The 16,928-nt window shown below is 59.4% G+C and carries 12 protein-coding genes; 4 read left to right on the top strand and 8 right to left on the bottom strand.

The genetic code is table 11. The features are described from left to right. Positions 1 to 354: 354 nt before the first annotated feature. The 4 genes from JNK74_27615 to ndk form a co-directional block, all read right to left on the bottom strand. A complete protein-coding gene (locus JNK74_27615; protein ID MBL7649959.1) occupies positions 355 to 1,452 on the bottom strand; it encodes a 3-isopropylmalate dehydrogenase in 1,098 nt (365 codons plus the stop codon). A gap of 126 nt (positions 1,453 to 1,578) precedes the next feature. After that, positions 1,579 to 3,375: a TolC family protein gene (locus tag JNK74_27620; protein ID MBL7649960.1), complete on the bottom strand. Its 1,797-nt coding sequence runs from the start codon at positions 3,373 to 3,375 to the stop codon at positions 1,579 to 1,581. A 191-nt stretch (positions 3,376 to 3,566) separates the two neighbouring features. Then, positions 3,567 to 4,031 (bottom strand): DUF1844 domain-containing protein, encoded by a 465-nt coding sequence (locus tag JNK74_27625; GenBank protein MBL7649961.1) that lies wholly within the window; start codon positions 4,029 to 4,031, stop codon positions 3,567 to 3,569. A 239-nt stretch (positions 4,032 to 4,270) separates the two neighbouring features. Then, complete coding sequence (gene ndk, locus JNK74_27630) at positions 4,271 to 4,720, bottom strand: nucleoside-diphosphate kinase (GenBank protein MBL7649962.1); 450 nt, start codon at positions 4,718 to 4,720, stop codon at positions 4,271 to 4,273. Between the two features lie 297 nt (positions 4,721 to 5,017). Here ndk and JNK74_27635 point away from each other — a divergent pair, with 297 nt between their 5' ends. Together JNK74_27635 and JNK74_27640 are read left to right on the top strand one after the other, a co-directional pair. Next, entirely contained in the window at positions 5,018 to 6,049 is a 1,032-nt protein-coding gene (locus JNK74_27635) for a hypothetical protein (protein ID MBL7649963.1), read from the top strand. 93 nt (positions 6,050 to 6,142) lie between these two features. Further along, positions 6,143 to 7,357: a hypothetical protein gene (locus JNK74_27640; GenBank protein MBL7649964.1), complete on the top strand. Its 1,215-nt coding sequence runs from the start codon at positions 6,143 to 6,145 to the stop codon at positions 7,355 to 7,357. A gap of 161 nt (positions 7,358 to 7,518) precedes the next feature. Here the strand turns inward: JNK74_27640 and JNK74_27645 are convergent, their stop codons facing one another. Next, positions 7,519 to 8,565: a hypothetical protein gene (locus JNK74_27645; GenBank protein MBL7649965.1), complete on the bottom strand. Its 1,047-nt coding sequence runs from the start codon at positions 8,563 to 8,565 to the stop codon at positions 7,519 to 7,521. 268 nt (positions 8,566 to 8,833) lie between these two features. On the opposite strand from JNK74_27645, the gene JNK74_27650 reads away from it, so the two are divergent. Further along, a complete protein-coding gene (locus JNK74_27650; GenBank protein MBL7649966.1) occupies positions 8,834 to 11,236 on the top strand; it encodes a PSD1 domain-containing protein in 2,403 nt (800 codons plus the stop codon). 107 nt (positions 11,237 to 11,343) lie between these two features. Here JNK74_27650 and JNK74_27655 read toward each other — a convergent pair whose 3' ends face one another. Then, positions 11,344 to 11,916 carry a hypothetical protein gene (locus JNK74_27655; GenBank protein MBL7649967.1) on the bottom strand — a complete coding sequence of 191 codons (573 nt, stop codon included), beginning with the start codon at positions 11,914 to 11,916 and terminating at the stop codon, positions 11,344 to 11,346. Between the two features lie 1,024 nt (positions 11,917 to 12,940). Here JNK74_27655 and JNK74_27660 point away from each other — a divergent pair. Next, positions 12,941 to 13,927: a DUF4062 domain-containing protein gene (locus JNK74_27660; protein ID MBL7649968.1), complete on the top strand. Its 987-nt coding sequence runs from the start codon at positions 12,941 to 12,943 to the stop codon at positions 13,925 to 13,927. Between the two features lie 118 nt (positions 13,928 to 14,045). Here the strand turns inward: JNK74_27660 and JNK74_27665 are convergent, their stop codons facing one another. Both JNK74_27665 and JNK74_27670 read right to left on the bottom strand, forming a co-directional pair. Further along, positions 14,046 to 15,485, bottom strand: coding sequence for a hypothetical protein (locus tag JNK74_27665; protein MBL7649969.1), 1,440 nt, complete (start codon positions 15,483 to 15,485; stop codon positions 14,046 to 14,048). A 293-nt stretch (positions 15,486 to 15,778) separates the two neighbouring features. Continuing rightward, positions 15,779 to 16,654 carry a hypothetical protein gene (locus JNK74_27670; protein MBL7649970.1) on the bottom strand — a complete coding sequence of 292 codons (876 nt, stop codon included), beginning with the start codon at positions 16,652 to 16,654 and terminating at the stop codon, positions 15,779 to 15,781. Positions 16,655 to 16,928: the final 274 nt, after the last annotated feature.

Raw genomic sequence — 16,928 nt, forward strand, 5'->3', positions numbered from 1 at the left:
CGATGGGACCTCTTTTGGAAAGAATACTTGGCCCTACAGCACGCCGCTTGAGCGGTAGTATTAAAACTGCACCCTAAAACAATCAAACCCCTCACCTTGCTGATTGAGGCCTGCGTTCTTCTCTTCTTCTCTCATCTGTGCGGATCTGTGTAGATCTGTGGGAAGATCTATCACGGAAGCCACGCATCACGAATTCTACTTCGGTAAGCACGTTGCGGTATGCGCCTATAATGCCATCGAAGGTGTAAACTCGTTGTGACGGATGATAGTGCAAAGAGCGCAAAGAAGAAATTCCTCTTTGCGCTCTCTGAGTTCTTTCGCGGCCAAAAATTCTTCAGCCGGTGTGTCTCGTCCCTACCCCTTCAGCGCGGCCACAACCTTATCGCCGAATTCGCTGGTCTTCATGATCGTCAGCTTGCCTTCCGGATCGCGCAGATCCGCCGTGGTAATGCCCGCGCCGAATACGCTGCGCATGGCGTCCCACACGAGGCGGGCCTGGGTCTTGAGGCCGAAGCTTTTGTCGAGCATCAGCGCGACGGACCCGATCATGCTGTAGGGGTTGGCGATGCCCTGACCGGCGATGTCGGGCGCGGAGCCGTGGCTGGGTTCGTAGTAGGCTTTGTCCGGACCGACGCACGCGGAGGGCATGAGGCCCAGCGAGCCGAGGATGCCGCCGCCGAGATCGCTGAGGATGTCGCCGAACATGTTCTCCATGACCATCACGTCAAACTGGCGCGGATTGATCACGAGGGCCGTCGCGGCGGCGTCCACGATGATGTGCTTCACTTCGACCTCGGGGTATTCCGGCGCGATCTCCGCCAGCACGTCGTTCCACAGCACGCTGGATTTCAGCACGTTGCTCTTATGCACGTTGTGCAGGACCTTCTTGCGGCCCATGGCTTCTTTGAAGGCCACGTGCATGATGGCTGCAATCTGGTCCTCGTCATATTCCAGGTGCTCATCAACGAAGCGCTTGCCCTCGGCATTCACGCCGCCTTCTTTCTTGCCGAAGTAGAGGCCGCCCACGAGTTCGCGGATCATCATCAGGTCGATGCCGCCCTGGACCACATGGGGCTTCAGGGGGGAGAAATGGGCCAGTTCCGGCGGCAGGTAAACCGGACGGAAATTGGCGAAGGTGTTGTAGCGGCGGCGCAGGGGCAGGAGGGCGCCACGCTCGGGCTGCTCGTCCACCGGGATCTTTTTCGACTCCTCGAAGCTGAGGCCGATGGGTCCCTTGAGGATGGCGTCCGCCTTGTCGCACACGGCCTTGGCTTCATCGGGGAAGGCCGTACCATGCTTGAAGTAGGCGGCGCCGCCAAAATCAGCGCGGAGAATATCGAACTTAACGTCGCTGATGCGCTCGACGGCTTCGATTACCTTGACGGCTTCGACGGAGAGTTCCGGGCCGATGCCGTCACCTTCGAGGAGTGCGATAGAGAATTTCTGGGTCATGTTTCGCTTTCGGGGGTAGCGTTTATGGGTCTTATGGGTCTTATGGGGCCTGGGGCGAAGAAATCACGGGAACCCCTGGCCTTGCAGGATCCACTGGGGTGCGGAAGTGCGATGTGCGCGGTTCTACTATTCCCAGCGCGGGCGCACGCTTTCCATGTAGGTCACCGGCGCGTCTTCGGCTTCGGGTACGGGCAGCTCGATACCGAGGTTGTCGAGGATGGTGCCTTCGGCCAGTTGCAACTCCACGAGGGACTTTTCATATTCGATATTGGAGATCAGTTCCTGCACCTGGGCCGTGGTGAGGTCTTGCTGGATCTGGAGCACCTGCCAGCTCGTGGTCACGCCAAGCTGGAGCCGCTTTTCTTCGGCGGCCACGTTGGCGATTTGAAGGCGAGTGGCCTGCTGATTGCTCTGCACGAGGATGGCGTTGGATGCTACGCGGGAGGCGGCGAGATTGACGTTGAGCATCAACTGTTGCCGCGCCTGCTCCAGGGTAACTTCGGCCTGGCGCCGCGCCAGCCGGGCGCGCTGGTAATTGCCGCGGGCCGCGCGATTAAGGATGGGAATGGACGCCTGAATGCCGTAGGAGTAGGCGTAGTCCTGGCGGTCTCTGATTCCGCTCAGCGTCTCGCTCAGTTTGTGGTCACGACCGCCCGAGGTGTACTGATAGACCAGGTCGAGTTGGGGCATCATTTCCTTGCGGGCGCGATATTCTTCGAGGGCCGAGTTGTCGATTTCCATTTGGCGGATCGTCATTTCTGGGCGCTTCGCGAGGGCCTCGTCCATACTGGCCACGACGCGCTCCTCATAGACGTTGGCGTCGAATTCAGCCGGGTCGCGGGGATTGGGGCGGTCGATGGGCACGATAAGCGCCTTGGAGAAGCGATCGCCGTCGCGGAGGTTCAGCAGGTTTTTCAGCAGGTTGCTGGCGTCGGCGATGCGCTGGCGGGCGGTGATGTACTGGCTCTGGCGGGTGGCCACGCCGGCCTTGGCCTGGAGCACTTCGATATCCGCCGCCGTGCCGATTTCCCGGCGCGTCTCGTTTACCTTGAGGAGGCGTTCGGCGTTGTCGAGCGCCTCGGACTGCACCTTGAGGTTTTCCATGGCGCCCACGAGATCCCAGTAGCCCTTGATGACCTCGGCGACGGTAGTGAGCACGGTGAGGCGCAACTGGGCTTCCGTGGCGATCTTGGAGTTCTTCGCCAGGTTGATCCGGACCTTGTTGTACTTGGTGCCGAATCCGCGGAGGATGGGCTGGGTGAGCTGCATGGTCAGGGTGCCGCTGTATTCTTCGACGAAGTTACTGAAGGTGGATTCGGATTTCTCCATGCCCCAGGTAAGATTGTACTGGGTGCCGAGGTGAAGCTTGCCGAGGAGGGCGGCGTTGGTGACCGTGTCGTAGGACTGAACGCTGTTGATACCGCCGAAGGCCACGACCTGCTGGGACTGGGACTGGTTCGCGCGGCTGTAAAAGGCGGAACCCTGCAGAACGGGATCGAATTCGCCCCTGGCGGAGTAGATCGCCTCTTCGGACTTGAGGGGCTCGAATCCGGTGATCTGGATGTCCATGTTGTCGTCGAGGGCGATCAGGATGCATTCCTGAAGGGAGAGGTTAAACTGCTGATCGGCCACGCTCTCGCTGAGCCGGACCCGGAGGGCGTCGAGATCGATCAGGTTGATGTTGATCTCGTCCTGGAGGTTGATGTCGCTGCCCAGCTCGCCGCCGTAGCGCAGGGTGAGCTCGTTGGGGGGCGTGGGGAGGAGGTCCCCCGGTGTGGTGGCGGGCGGTGCGGGGGCGGTATCGAGCGCGGGGGCGCTCGCCGCTTCCTCCACGACCGCGGGCGGGGCCTCCTGCGCCGGGGCCGGGTGTGTGCCGGCGACGATACAGCAGGCACACGTCAGGACTAAGAAAGATCGCAGCATTCCATTCTCCATGAGATTTCTCGGGGCGGGGAGGGGCTACCAATGAAATGCCAGCCCGCGCCAACTGCCTGTGGTTCACCCGTCACTGTGATCGGTCGGGCCTCTTGCGTTACAGGCGTTTCGTCATATCCGCCACGGAAGTCTACTGACTGGCCGCGGCGCGAGTCAACCGGGAAGGGTGGAGGCTCGGGCTATAGAAGGGGAGGGAGGTCGCCCGCTCCCCCCTGGCGCATGGCCTGTTCCTGAAACTGCTGCACGCGCACGGCGAAGGCCTGTTCCAGTTCGCCGGTGGTCTGGATGAGCATCTTCGCCTCGTCGCCGCTCAGATTGCCCTGGGTCTTCTCGATGAGGACGGCGAGCAGATCGAGGGTGTAGCGCGCGGCATCGAGATTGACCATGACCTGGCCCGACTCCTGATCGGCGATGAGGCCGAGGGCAAACATGGCCTGCGTGGCCAGGCTGCCAACCAGTGACGAGAACGAGGGCTGCTCGGGATCGTATTCGAGCATATCACCGTCGGGCGCTTCGGCCTGCCCGGATTCCCCCGCAAGCGGCTCGGTTCCCGCCGCAAGCTTCTTTGCCGCTTCCTCTTTTTCCCGTTGGACCTGGGCCTTCCAGCCCTCGTCAATGAAAATCTTCGGTCCGTCTTCGCTCATGCAAGGGGCTCCTGGTAAACGGGATTATAAAGCATGGACCCCGGCCCTGAACTGGCAGGGCCGGGAATCCATTACAAACCTATGGTAAACAAGACCTATTTTTTGGTCTTGTGGCGATTCTGGCGGCGTTTCTTCTTGCGCTTGTGCTTGTTGATTTTCGCCTTGCGGGCTTTACGTCCTCCAGCCACTGAATGTCCTCCTGAAGCGTTGCTTCGTTCTTAGATGTCCCTGAGCCGGGCTTAATTCAACCACTGATCGTCAGGTTGGGAATAGGAAAAGAGTTCGCTTTCCTGGAAGTAGAGGCCGATCTCGCGGACCGCCGTATCCACCGCGTCGGAAGCGTGAATGATATTGTTCTGCATGCTGAGGCCGAAATCGCCCCGGATCGTGCCCACGTCCGCCTTCGCGCAATTGGTCGCGCCGTTCATCTTGCGCACCTGCGCCACGGCATCGGGACCCTCCCACACCATCTGAACCGTGGGGCCGGAGGTGATGAAGGAAACCAGCTCGCCGAAGAAGGGCTTGTCTTTGTGCTCGTCGTAGTGGGCCTTGGCAATGTCCTCGCTGAGGATCTGGGCCTTCAGGCCGACGAGCTTCAGGCCGCGCTGTTCAAAGCGGCGGATGCACTCGCCCACAAGACGGCGACCAACGCCATCGGGCTTAACCATCACAAAAGTACGTTCGCTCACGATTCTACTACTTTCTTACACAAGGTTCCGGTCCGCGCACGACCGAAGTCGGGAGCCCTGACCGAGTTCCTGGGGGAGAGGGAGCATGGACGCCCGAACCCCATCAAGGTTGGGCACAGGCATACTTCGGAGTATGGTAGCAAAGAATCGGGGCGGCGTGCAAGTGCCCGGCGACCTTCGGATTTGCTACCAATCACAGAGCGGTTGGGTTATCATGGCCCGAGGAAGTAGATTCGGGGTGTGGCCCCTTTTCCTCCGGCGGCGCCCGGGGGGAATGCCGTTTGTGGAGAGCGTAACATGCATCGTATGTCTTTGTTCCTGGGGCTTGCCGTCCTGGCGGGTTGCCCCTTTCGGGCGGCTGCGGAGCCGATCCACCGGATTGTTCTTGATGGCGCTTTCGCCGACTGGGCCGAGGTGCCCTCCTATACGGATCCGGCGGACGACCAGCACGACACGGATCACACCGGGGAATTCGATGTGCCGGCCTATGTGGACCATGAGGACGCCGACCTGCTGGAGTTCAAGTTCACCCACGACGAGGAGAACCTCTACGCCTATTTCCGCACCCGGGGTCTCATCGGGCGTACGCAGAGCTCCAGCGTGGGTACGGCGGGCCGCTACTATGTGATTGTCACCATCGATGTCGACAATAACGACGCCACGGGCTACCCCCTGCACGAAGGCGGATATTATCCCACGACACCGGGCTATGACATGAACATGGAGGTGGAGTATTACGACGACGCCTTTAACACGGGGCACTACCTCAACCACGGCTGCCTGGACAACGCCGAATTCCTCCAGGCGCAGACCGACCAGTCTAACGGCTGGGTCAACGTGAAGGCGGGCACCTACGACTGGTACACCCAGTGGGTGTGGTTCGACACGCCCCAGGGATTGCCCGGCGAAATTATCCTGCCTACGGGCGAGGGTATCGTATGGGTGGCGGATCGCGGACCGGCCTACCCCGGCTGCATCATCGAAATTTCCATTTCCCCCGATGGTCACGAGGCCGAGGTCAAGGCGCCTTTCCGGGGCTTCATGCTGGATGCGCCCTCGGGCGACCCGATCATGGCCCTGGGTAAGACCATCGACGTCTCGTTTTCGGTCGAGGCGAGCAGCGAGTTTGCCGCCGGCGGGGAATGGGCCTCCGACACGGCGGACCCGATCGTGGGGTACGAGCTCGGCAGCGCGGAAGCGGGAGTAACCGTGCCCATGAAGGCGGCCCCGGCGGCCCTTTTCCCGGCGTTGGCGGCGGTCGCCCTGTGGATGGCCCGGCGGGGCGGCGGAAATATTTTTCGGTCAAAAGAGTTCACCCGGGAGGGGTGAAAGAGGTATCATGCACCTTGGACGGAGTGGGTGTGCCTGACCACCCCCGCTACCGGCCATGCCCGTTGAGTTCGTAATCAAAGGAGTACCCACGTGAAAGCGAATTACTGGGCCGCCGCTTTGGCGGTGTTGGCTTTGGCCCCGACCGCCCTGGCGGCGCCGGTCCATCAAATCACCATTGACGGTAACATGAACGACTGGGCCGATGTGCCCTCGTACACCGACCCGTCGGACGACCAGCACGACACGGACCATACGGGCGCAAGCGATGTGCCCGCTTACGTAAATCACCCGGACGTGGACCTTCTGGAATTCAAATTTACCCACGACGGGGAAAATCTTTATGCCTGGTTCCGCGCCCGTGGTCAGATCGCCAACACGGCCAATTTCACCGACAACGGCGCCCGAGGGCGTTCCTACACGATCGTAACCATCGACGTGGACCAGGACGACGAGACGGGCTATCCCCTCCACGAGGGTGGCTACTACCCCACGACCCGCGGCTACGACCTCAATATGGAGGTGGAGCACTACGACGGGACCTTCAACACCGGCCACTTCTTGCTCCACGGCTGCCTGGACGATGCCTCCTACGCCGCCTCGGAAGCGGAGCAGTCCCAGGGGCTGGTCAGTATTGTACCGGGCAATTACGACTGCTACACCCAATGGGTCTGGTACGACGACCCGCCCGGATATCCCAATGAGATCATCCTCCCCTCGGGCGAGGCCATTTACTGGGTAGTCGACAAGGGGCCGGTGTATCCCGACTCTATCGTGGAGTTTGCCATCTCCGCCGACGGCCACTCCGCCGAGATGAAGTCGCCCTTTCGCGGCTTCATGCGAAATTCGCAGGATGGTACGCCCGTCATCGCGCTGGGTAAGGTGCTCGACCTCTCGTTCTCTCTCGAAGGCAGCGGTGAACTCGCGCCCGGCGCCCAATGGGCCTCAGACACGGCCGATCCCATTAACAAGTACGTGGTGGGTTCGGAACTGGCCGGAAGCAACGGCGACCGCGCGGGCCATGCCGGAGACAAGAACGACGATTTTGTCATCGACTCCAGCGAACTGCTGCGCATGATCCAGCTCTACAACCTCGGCGAGTTCAGTTGCGACCCCACCGGCGAAGACGGCTTTAATCCCGGTGCGGGCGACAAAACCTGCACGCCGCACGAAGGCGACTACAATCCGCAGGACTGGCACTTCGACCTTTCCGAAATGCTCCGCGCCATCCAGATTTATAACAAGGGCGGCTACGAACTCTGCGAAGAGGGCGAAGACGGACTCTGTCTGGTAAGCAATACAAAGTAAGGGACGTATCGCCGCCCAAGCCCGCGGAGGTGAGGCGACGCCATGACCAGAATCACTTCCCCGGTGAAAACCCGCCCACATTCATAGCGGTGGCGTATCCTCGAGGAGGTCGCGACGTGATGCGACCCTTACAGGGAAGCCGCTGAAACCGTCCCGACCTCTTAGAAACCCAACGCATCCAGGCTGGTAATGCACGAATCCAGGGGCACGGTTTCAATATGCGTCGCGCCGAGCTTTGCCAGCTCGAAGCGCACCTTGGCGAGGCCCATGGTCTTGTTTGAGGTGCTGACCTGCACGCTGAATTCGGTGTAGCCGTTCCCCTGATTCATCGTGGGTTCGTCGCCGAAGAGGGAATTGGTGCTCAGGAAATCGAGGGTGGGGGGGACCAGCTCGTTTTTCACGTTGAAGAACAACAGCACCTTGTCTTCCGCGTAGATGGAGCCCTGGAGGTTCAGGAGGAACATGCGGGCCAGTTCGAGCTTTTCCTCGTTCTCGCGGATCTTCGGATTGGCCCAGATGCCGGTCTCGGAGTTGTAGACTTCCTCGCCCATTTGAAGACCGTAGTTGCGGATGGCGCTGCCGGTCTGGGTGATCTCCAGGCCGAAATCGACGGAGCCGTTGACCACCTTCGCCTCGGTCTTGCCCCAGGTCTCGTAGACCACCAGGCCCGCGTCGATGCGCGGTGGCGTCTTGAATTTCTGCACGGAAAAGCCGCTGTGGGATTCCGCAAAGCCCAGCGCCGCGATCTTCTTCTGAAACCAGTCCAGCGCCAGGTAGGGCATCTCCGCCACCATCGTGATCACGGCCTTCTTCGAGAGCAGATCGGCCAGCCACGCGTCGAACGTAACGCCGTCCGCCAGCGGATTGTGAATGATGACCAGGCGCACGCCGCCCCGATTGAGCGAGAGCACCTTCTCCAGCTTGATGTCCTGGTTATATTCGTACTTGAACTCCAGCACGCGCTCCTGGATCCAGTCATCGCCCGCGATGGCGATATCGAGCTCTTCAATCGCGAGCTGCGCGCCAAATTCCTGCGGACGACCGTCCCAGCCCATGAGCACGGCGTTCAGCGGAAACTTCGTGGGCCCGCCGGCGTCGTAGCCTTTTGTCGGGAAACCCGCGTGCTTCAGCAGGCCGATCAGGTTGCCGCCGCGGTTGGGATCAGCGAGAGAGCCCGCAGGCATGCCGATGACGAGTTTTGTGCTCATGGTAGATTCCTATCTGTGGGGTGTTATTGCTCACCCGTTCCCCGCGGGCATGCGCATCGGGGCGTGCGCGGGAAGATTGAGGGAACCGCCGCGCGTATGAAAACCCTGCGCGGGGCCACGGGGGCCGTGGTTCGGATGCCCCATAGTATACCGGTCCGGGCGGGGGTTGATCCACCGCAGGGCGGACGTTTGACGACGGCAGGCCGGTGCACTAGAATTGGCGAGGACTGGGCGCAGGCATTTCGTTCGCGCCCGTTGGAGTTTTCCCGTGAAATTCACCCCGTGGCTTTTGGCCGCATGCATCGCCCTCGGTGCACAAGCGGAAGATCGCGCCGCGCTGGATCACTTTGAATCCAGTGTGCGTCCCCTCTTTGCCGCACGCTGCGAAGCATGCCACGGCGCGGAGAAGCAGAAGGGCGCCCTGCGGCTCGATTCGCGCGAGGGATGGGCTGCGGGCGGCAGTCGCGGCGCGGCCATCGTTCCGGGCAATCCCGCCGAGAGCTTGCTGATGAAGGCTGTACGTCGTGGTGATCATGATCTGCAAATGCCACCGGACGAAGCCTTGACCGAGATCGAGATCGCTGCGCTGGAGCGTTGGATCGCCGAGGGCGCGGCCGATCCCCGGGAGACCGCTCCAAAGGCCCCCACACGGGAAAAAGCCGATCCGCGCACCTTCTGGTCCTTCCAGCCCGTTCGCGCGGTGGCGCCGCCCGCGGTGACGCAGCCCGAGTGGGTCCGCACCCCGGTAGACAACTTCATCCTCGCTACGCTGGAGCAGAAAGGGCTGACGCCCGCGCCCCGGGCCGATGCTCGCACCCTCGTGCGCCGCGCTTATGTGGACCTCATTGGCCTGCCGCCCACGCCCGAGCAGGTGGACACGTTTGTCAACGATACCGCGCCCGACGCCTGGGCGCGCCTCATCGACGGGTTGCTCGCCTCGCCCCACTACGGCGAGCGCTGGGGACGCCATTGGCTCGATGTGGCGCGCTACGCGGACAGCGGCGGCTTTGAGACGGACATGTACTACCGCAACGCCTGGCGCTACCGCGACTACGTGGTGAAATCCTTCAACGACGACAAGCCTTACGATGTTTTTGTGCTGGAGCAGATCGCGGGCGATGAACTGTGGCCGGGCAACATCGACCAGGCCGGTTCCTACGAGGTGCCCGCGGACAACCGGCGTCGCCTCGAAGCACGGACCGGCACCGGCCTCTATACCCTTGGCCCCCAGGTCCACGAGTCCAACATGGACGGACAAAAAATCCGCTACGAAACCTTTTCGGACTGGGTGGACACCACCGGCGCGGCCTTCATGGGGCTGACTTTCGGGTGCGCCCGCTGCCACGATCACAAATTTGATCCCATCTCCCAGCGCGACTACTACGCCATGCAGGCCATCTTCGCGGGCAGCAAAGAAGTGCTGGAGCCCGTGGTCCCGCCCATGAGCGTGGCTGACTTCAAGCAGCACTATCCTCGCGTGGTCGCCGTGGACGAAGCCCGTCGCGCCGTGCGCCTCTTCGACGAACGGGTGAAAGGCCGCGCCCAGACCGAAGAGGAAAAGGCCGAACGGGCCGCGCTCATGATGCGCGTCGCCGAGGCCGTCCTGGCCGTGCCGCCGAAGACCGCCCAGGGGGAAGCGTTCGACGGCATCCTCGAGGTGCCCTCGGTCTCCGTATTGGGCCATGAAAACCCCGACCTCGTACCCGCGATTCACGTGCTCAATCGCGGCGAACTTAACCGCCCGGAAGACCTCGCCACCCCGGCCCTGCCCGACGCGATCCGCGCCGCCAGCGGCTGGACCGCGCCCGTGCCCGGCGCCGTCGGGGGACGCACCGCCCTTGCCCGCTGGCTGGTCGACCCGGCCCACCCCCTCACCGCCCGCGTCATGGTCAACCGCATCTGGTACGGCCACTTCGGCCGGGGCATCGTCGCCAGCCTGAACGATTTCGGCCTCATGGGCGAGCGCCCCACCCACCCCGAGCTGCTCGACTGGCTCGCCACGGAATTCGTCCAGCGCGGCTGGAGCATCAAGCAATTGCACCGCACGATCATGCTCTCGTCCGCCTACCAGATGGACAGCGCCTGGCAGAGCGACGCCAACGCGGCGATCGACCCCGCCAACCACTACCTCTGGAAAATGAACCGACGCAGGCTCGAAGCCGAGGCCCTTTGGGACGCCATCCACGCCGCCGCCGGCACCCTCAACCTCAAAATGGGGGGACGGCCCGTCGTGCCGCCGCTGATGGGCGACGAAGGCGCACCCGCCTACTGGACCGTCTCCGCCGACCCCGCGGACCACACCCGCCGGGGCCTCTACGTGCTCCAGCGCCGCAACTTCCGCTTTCCCATGTTCGACGTCTTCGATTTGCCGGTCAACGCCGTCAGCGCCCCCTCCCGTGATACCACCAGCGTCGCCACCCAGGCCCTCTGGCTCCTGAACAACGCCACCGCCCAGCGACAGGCCCAGGCCTTCGCCGCACGGTTGACGGGAGAGATTGGCGGCCAGGTAGATCAGGCCTGGCGCATCGGATTGGGACGCCTGCCATCGGCCGAAGAAAAGGCCGAGGCCCTCGCCCTGCTGGCGTCGCTCGCACCGGGAAAGCCGCAAGACGCCCTCGCGCAATTGTGCCTTGCGGTGTTTAACCTGCAGGAATTTGCGTACGTGGATTGACCGGGCATTTGCGGCGCACAGGCCCTTGGTTATTCCCGCCCGAGGCCAAGCAGATTCAAGGTTGCGCTTCTTCACCGGCGAATTGCACGACACGTGACGGAAGTGGTTCAGGTTGGCGCCGCATGTATTCGGGTGGCCCGGGTGTTGACGCGCGCGTTGCCTCGGGCCGTTCGAAGACCCGTTGGGGCGGGAATGTCCACACTTCTCCAATTCGGGCCTTGTGTCCGTTGGTTCCGCATCCCGGCGAATGTTCGGGCGGGCCTTGCGGGGAGGGGCGTGGTGTGCTCGTCGCCGGGAGGCGTTGCGACAACGGAAGCCAACGCCGCGTGCTCCGGGTAGAGCTCGGGAAAGGCGGCGAAGACGACCTCCCAGGCGGCGGGAAGGTAGTCCGGCGCGGGGTCGTCCTGCGCGGCGGGTTCCGGGGCCGGCGCTTCCACCATCGGTACTTCGGCGGGCGGCGTTTCCACGGTTGGGGCCTCCGGGGTCGGGTCCTGCGGCGTTGCGATTTCGGGGGTAGCGATTTTGGAGGGAGACGGCTGTGCAGCGGGCGCATTGGATCTGAAGCGCAGGCTGCGGAGATTCTCCAGGGGCGTGGCCCGGGCGCGGCGCTCTTCCTCGGTCAGTTTGGGGATGTAGATTTTGGCGTTGTAGCGCGGGTCATAGGGGTAATTGACGGGCATGGTTTTTCCCTCCATTGGCATGAGTCCGGTTTTGGGGAGCGGCGATGGATCTCCCTCCATTAAGTAAGGCGCGGACGTTGCACTCGGTTTTGGGGAAGGTGTTGTGGGGTGGGGGGTTAGGAGGGATTGTGCCCAAAGGGGGTTGAGCATTCCTGCTCGACACAAGGCGACTTCTGAGGTCGCGTTTCGGTGTGCGCGTGGCACGGTCGCCGTATGGCACGATACGTCCTGTGAGCTTGCACGCCGTCGAGATTTCACGCCTGTTCGATAGTGTCGGGTCCGTCCTGAGATTTGCGATGGCATTATGTCGAGCAGGAATGCTCAACCCCCTTTTCGCTTGTACGCTCGCACGTGCGCTTCCAAGCGGCGCCTGGAAACGCGGGAACAGGGAACGTAGTATCCACGAGTAGGACAATCTCGTGGATGAACTGCGCTGCCCTTTCAGAGCACGCCCAAGGGACACTTCACACCGTTGCAATGAGCCGGGTTTGGGGAGCGATGATGAGAGTCTCTCTCTCAGTAGTGCGCGGACGTTGCAATATTTTTGGGAGGAAGGTGTTGTTGGGTGCCGGATATGGGGGGATTGGAAGGGTCCGCCGTCGGGTACGAGAAATTATAGATAGCGCGTGTATGGAGCGGGGGCTTTCCAGCCCCCAGTCCCGAGAAACGCAGTTGCACGCGCAGCGCATATGCGTTTCCATCGTACATTGAATTGAAAAAGGGGGCACGAATGCCCCCTCTCCATACTCTCGTCTGCATTTTTTCTCTCGCACCCAAGGTCTGCCTGGCGAGGCGCGGAGAGAACGGCGCACACCCCGAGGTCACTGGAACAGCGTTAAATCCCATGCGAAGCGGAGCGTCGGGGAATGCAGTTCCCGCCCCGGCGAATCTTCGACCAAGCAGAGCATGGGAGAAAGTTCTGCACCATCGGACAAGTGTACGAGGGATAGGATATGCTATAAATAGTCAATTCTATTCGCTCTTTCTCCCCAACCCAAAAGACGGGCACAAGGATCAAAAGTCGGTGATACCCAATATTTTCATCAGTTCGACAATCGCAGACCTACAACACTTGCGCGAAGCGTTAAAGGATACCGTAGAAGAGCTTGCTTATCGTCCAGTGCTCAGTGAATTTGGTGGCATCGGATATCTTCCTCAAGCATCCGCGGAGGACTCCTGTTATCTCGCAATGCGGGATTGCCAGATCGCCGTATTGATCGTGGGCAAGCGTTACGGCTCTGTCTCCGCGAACGGCCGTAGCGTAACTCACAACGAGTTTCTTACCTCTCGCGAGCAAACCATACCTGTTGTGTGCCTGGTGGATCGAGAAGTACTCACATACAAGAAGGTTTACGATGCAACTGAGGACAAGGCGCAGGTAGCAAACTTCCCCGGCATGGAATTACCGAACAAGACATTCTCGCTCATCCAAGAAATCATGGATGCCCCAGCGAACAATGCAATTCTGCCATTCGACTCTGTCGCTGACGCGAGGTCGCTACTCAAGACCCAGCTCGCACACGTGTTTGGCGACCTGCTTCGCTCAAAGTTCGACCCCGTTAAGGCGGAAATCAAAGATGTCCTCTCAGAAGTGATGACTTTGAGGCAAGAGATGAAGAATAAGGACATGGATCCGCAGCCTTTTCTCAGAGCTACGAGATTCTTGCTTGATGATTCCAATGATCAGTTGCGAAACTTCGTGGAAGGGATTAACGGAAGCGTCGAAGTCGCCGTTCCACTTCTTCTGCAATGTCCAACGTTCGAAGACTATCTTGCCAAGACCCTAACAGAGCTTGCGATAATCGAGAGTACAGAGCCATTCAGCAGGCTTAAAGTATCAAACGATTTAACCTGCGGGGCCGCATATGTTTTAGACGGAGGGGCAGCGGGGGAAACCAGGCTGGTGGCGCGTTGGAATCTACTGCGCGGCAAGCGGGCAGAAATGAACTCTGCCGCAAAACAGGATTTCGACTTCAAGTATGAGCGACTGCGGCTAGCGGCTGGAGTGTAGCTGTCCAAAATCGAGCTCGCACGGCAATTTGGCGTGTGTCGCTCAGAGTTCCTCCACCCTGGTAAACTCTCATAATACATGGACCAGTTTTCGGGGGGCAGGCCAAGGTCAATCCACACTACGGACGAGTTAAGTCGAGGAATGGAGATACCAACAACTTGAACTCCGAGTCAAACATGCACTTTCCAGTCGATTCGATTCGTTCAATCAAGTAGTCAAAACACTCGATTAGTCGCTCGTTAATTACACTCTCTTGGACTGTTTCAAGAATTGCCTTTGCATGAGATCTGCATGTTTGGATGCTGAGACGCGGTTGAATCTCATAGTGGGCGAGTGCGCTTATAACCAGCGCAGAGTACTTGTCGCCAAGTTTTGAGAGCATTTGGTCATAATATACCCTGCCCCTTGGTGAAACCCCACCGCAATATGAGACTCCATTACCAACGCGACATAACACAACCACCTTTACCAGTCTTTCAGCATTGATCGGTAGAATGTCGGATTGATCCTGTATGTATGTTGCCAGCTCATGCGCTACAGGCGCCTCGTGGTGGAAATTATCCCAGCCATTATGTTTCTCATGAAGTTGCTCCAGTAGCGCATCTATGTTGATGGCTCTATCGCTCTCTGAGCGAAATGAGTTTCCACCCACAATCTGGAAAAACTGCTCTCCCAATTCGTACTTCTCGCGGTGAAGGTTGGTGTTGTAGCCTTCGAGTATGAGACCAATCTTGTACTTCGGCTCGCTTCGACAGTTTTCCCAAACCGTAGGGGCGATGACGGAGATGTTTTTCCGCACCTGAGGGTCTGTGTCCAGAGCGACATATATTCCAAACATGGTGCGCAGAATGCTTGCCAGATGATGGCTTGCGAGGTCCTTAATGTTGCTCTCGATTGCTTTTTGTGTAGCTAGATCAATTGGTGAGGTATGTCTTCTTAGATTGCCAATGAATGCCTGCACCCGTAGTGCAGCTTCGGTGGGGCGATCCTCTAAGACGTCTTGTATACATGTCTGGAGCCATCCAAGTAATTCGAACGCGTTTATTGAATAATTGGTCGGATGAGATATTCCAATATCGTTTCTCATCTCCAGTATGTGCTTTAGCTTCTTGTAGGTCGTATCCGAGATCAATTCTAGTTTTCGACATGTATCTAAGAGTACGACATCCTTGAGGGCTGCAAGATCGTCTTCAGACCTATAGAAGTCACGAGACTTTCCTCCTCCGCACGCAGAGTCAAAGAAAATGTCGATTCCATACGAAATGGCCTTCTTTCTGAGATCCAGAACGACTTCATTCCATATCGCATTTAATGAATAATCGAATAGTCCAAACCCCGCTCCGACGACGAATTTCGAGAGGTATCTTGCGTCGCGTTTGACCGCATCAGGCAGGGAGGCGATATAAGAAGGGAGATTCTGGCCAATCCTCACAAGCTCGGACTGCTCCGCGATAATATTGTCTGAAGGCAATCCGAATTCTGTTAGAACGTCTACGACTTTCTGCGCCTGCGGGGTGACCTGGGCAAGGTGATTTTCATGTTTTTCAATGTTGCTCATTGTCTCAAGAGCCTTCCGCATTCGGATGGGTGGTCCGTGATTTGAGTGTCTGCTACTGAACTTAATATTACATTTTTGTCTTTAAGGCTTTAATGCATAGGCTATAGTTGTTTAGAGCAAATTATTCCATCTGTGGTGTAAAATCGACTATACCTGAGTTTTGATTCCCCCTTGGTCTCGAAAAGTATCCTTGCCTCTGTTTAAGCTCAGCGTGCTGAACGAGCTAAACCCGACCATAGTGCGAACTCACACCGACCAGGCGACCATAATTTTCATCCTAGGTCGTCAGTATTTCACATATCGAACACCCCAAGAAACCGCTCCACAGTAATTATCGGAATCCGTCTCGCCATCGCGGCCTCCACTTTTCTGCCATAGGTTTCATAGACCCAGAGTCGGCTTCCGATTTCGCAGAGGACGAGGTAGTCGAGGTCTTTCACCATGGTGTCGGTGAATCTGCCGCCGCGTTCGGTGACGTGTTGGCAGAGGGCGGCGCGTTTGAATTGTTTGTTGCCGCCGGTGAAGCAGAAGCATTTCCCTTCGAAAATGATCGGGATGTCGTGCTGGCAGATTCCGCCGACGGGCTGGAGGTAGGGGGCGGCGTTGGCGGCCCAGGCTTTGGTTTTCTCTTCGATGGGGCGGAGGTTTGTGGGGCGTTCGGAGAATTGCTTGCAGAAGGTGTGGAGCTGGTGGAGTTCTTCGGCGCTTACGTGGTTGTCTTCGAGGATGTGATCGACGAGGGCGAAGGCTTCGGAGAAGGGCCAGGCGCCTCGGAAAATGCGGAAGTTTTCCAGCCAGTCGCGGAGACCGTAGACTTCTTCTTCGGTGACTTCTCCGTCGGACTGGATGCCGTGGAGGACGCCGTGGAGTTGGCGGGTGGCCATGTCGATCAGGCCGTAGGCCGGATGGGTGTCGAGGGAGAGGTCGGCGCACCATTCGAGTAGTTCGGCGCGTTCTTCTTCGTCGATGACGGAATCCCGGAGGATGGTTTCGACGCGGCCGGTGATTTCGTCGAAGGGCCAGTGTTCTCGGAGGGCGTGGTGGGATTCGAGCCAGCCTTGGAGGTTTGCGATTTCGAGGTCGCTGAGGTGGTCGTCGCAGGCGATGCCCTGGAGGTAGCCGAGTAGGGTTTCGGTGCTTCGCTGGAGGTGGAGGTCTGCGGTGCGCATGGATTGGGTCCCCTTTTTTTGTTTGCCCCAGGCAAACAGCCCCCTGGGGATTTTTGTTGCGCTGGGGAGTTTATACGTGTCTCATTGCGGTATTCAAGGGGTTGGCGTGGGGGAGTGAATAGTGAATAGTGAATTATGAATTATGAATAGGGAATAGGGAATAGGGAATAGGGAAGAGGGAAGAGGGAAGAGGGAAGAGGGAATAGGGAATAGGGAATAGGGAATAGGGAATAGGGAATAGGGAATAGGGAATAGGGAATAGGGAATAGGGAAT

Source organism: Candidatus Hydrogenedentota bacterium (genome assembly GCA_016791475.1).
In the GTDB taxonomy this organism is placed as follows: Bacteria; Hydrogenedentota; Hydrogenedentia; order Hydrogenedentales; family JAEUWI01; genus JAEUWI01.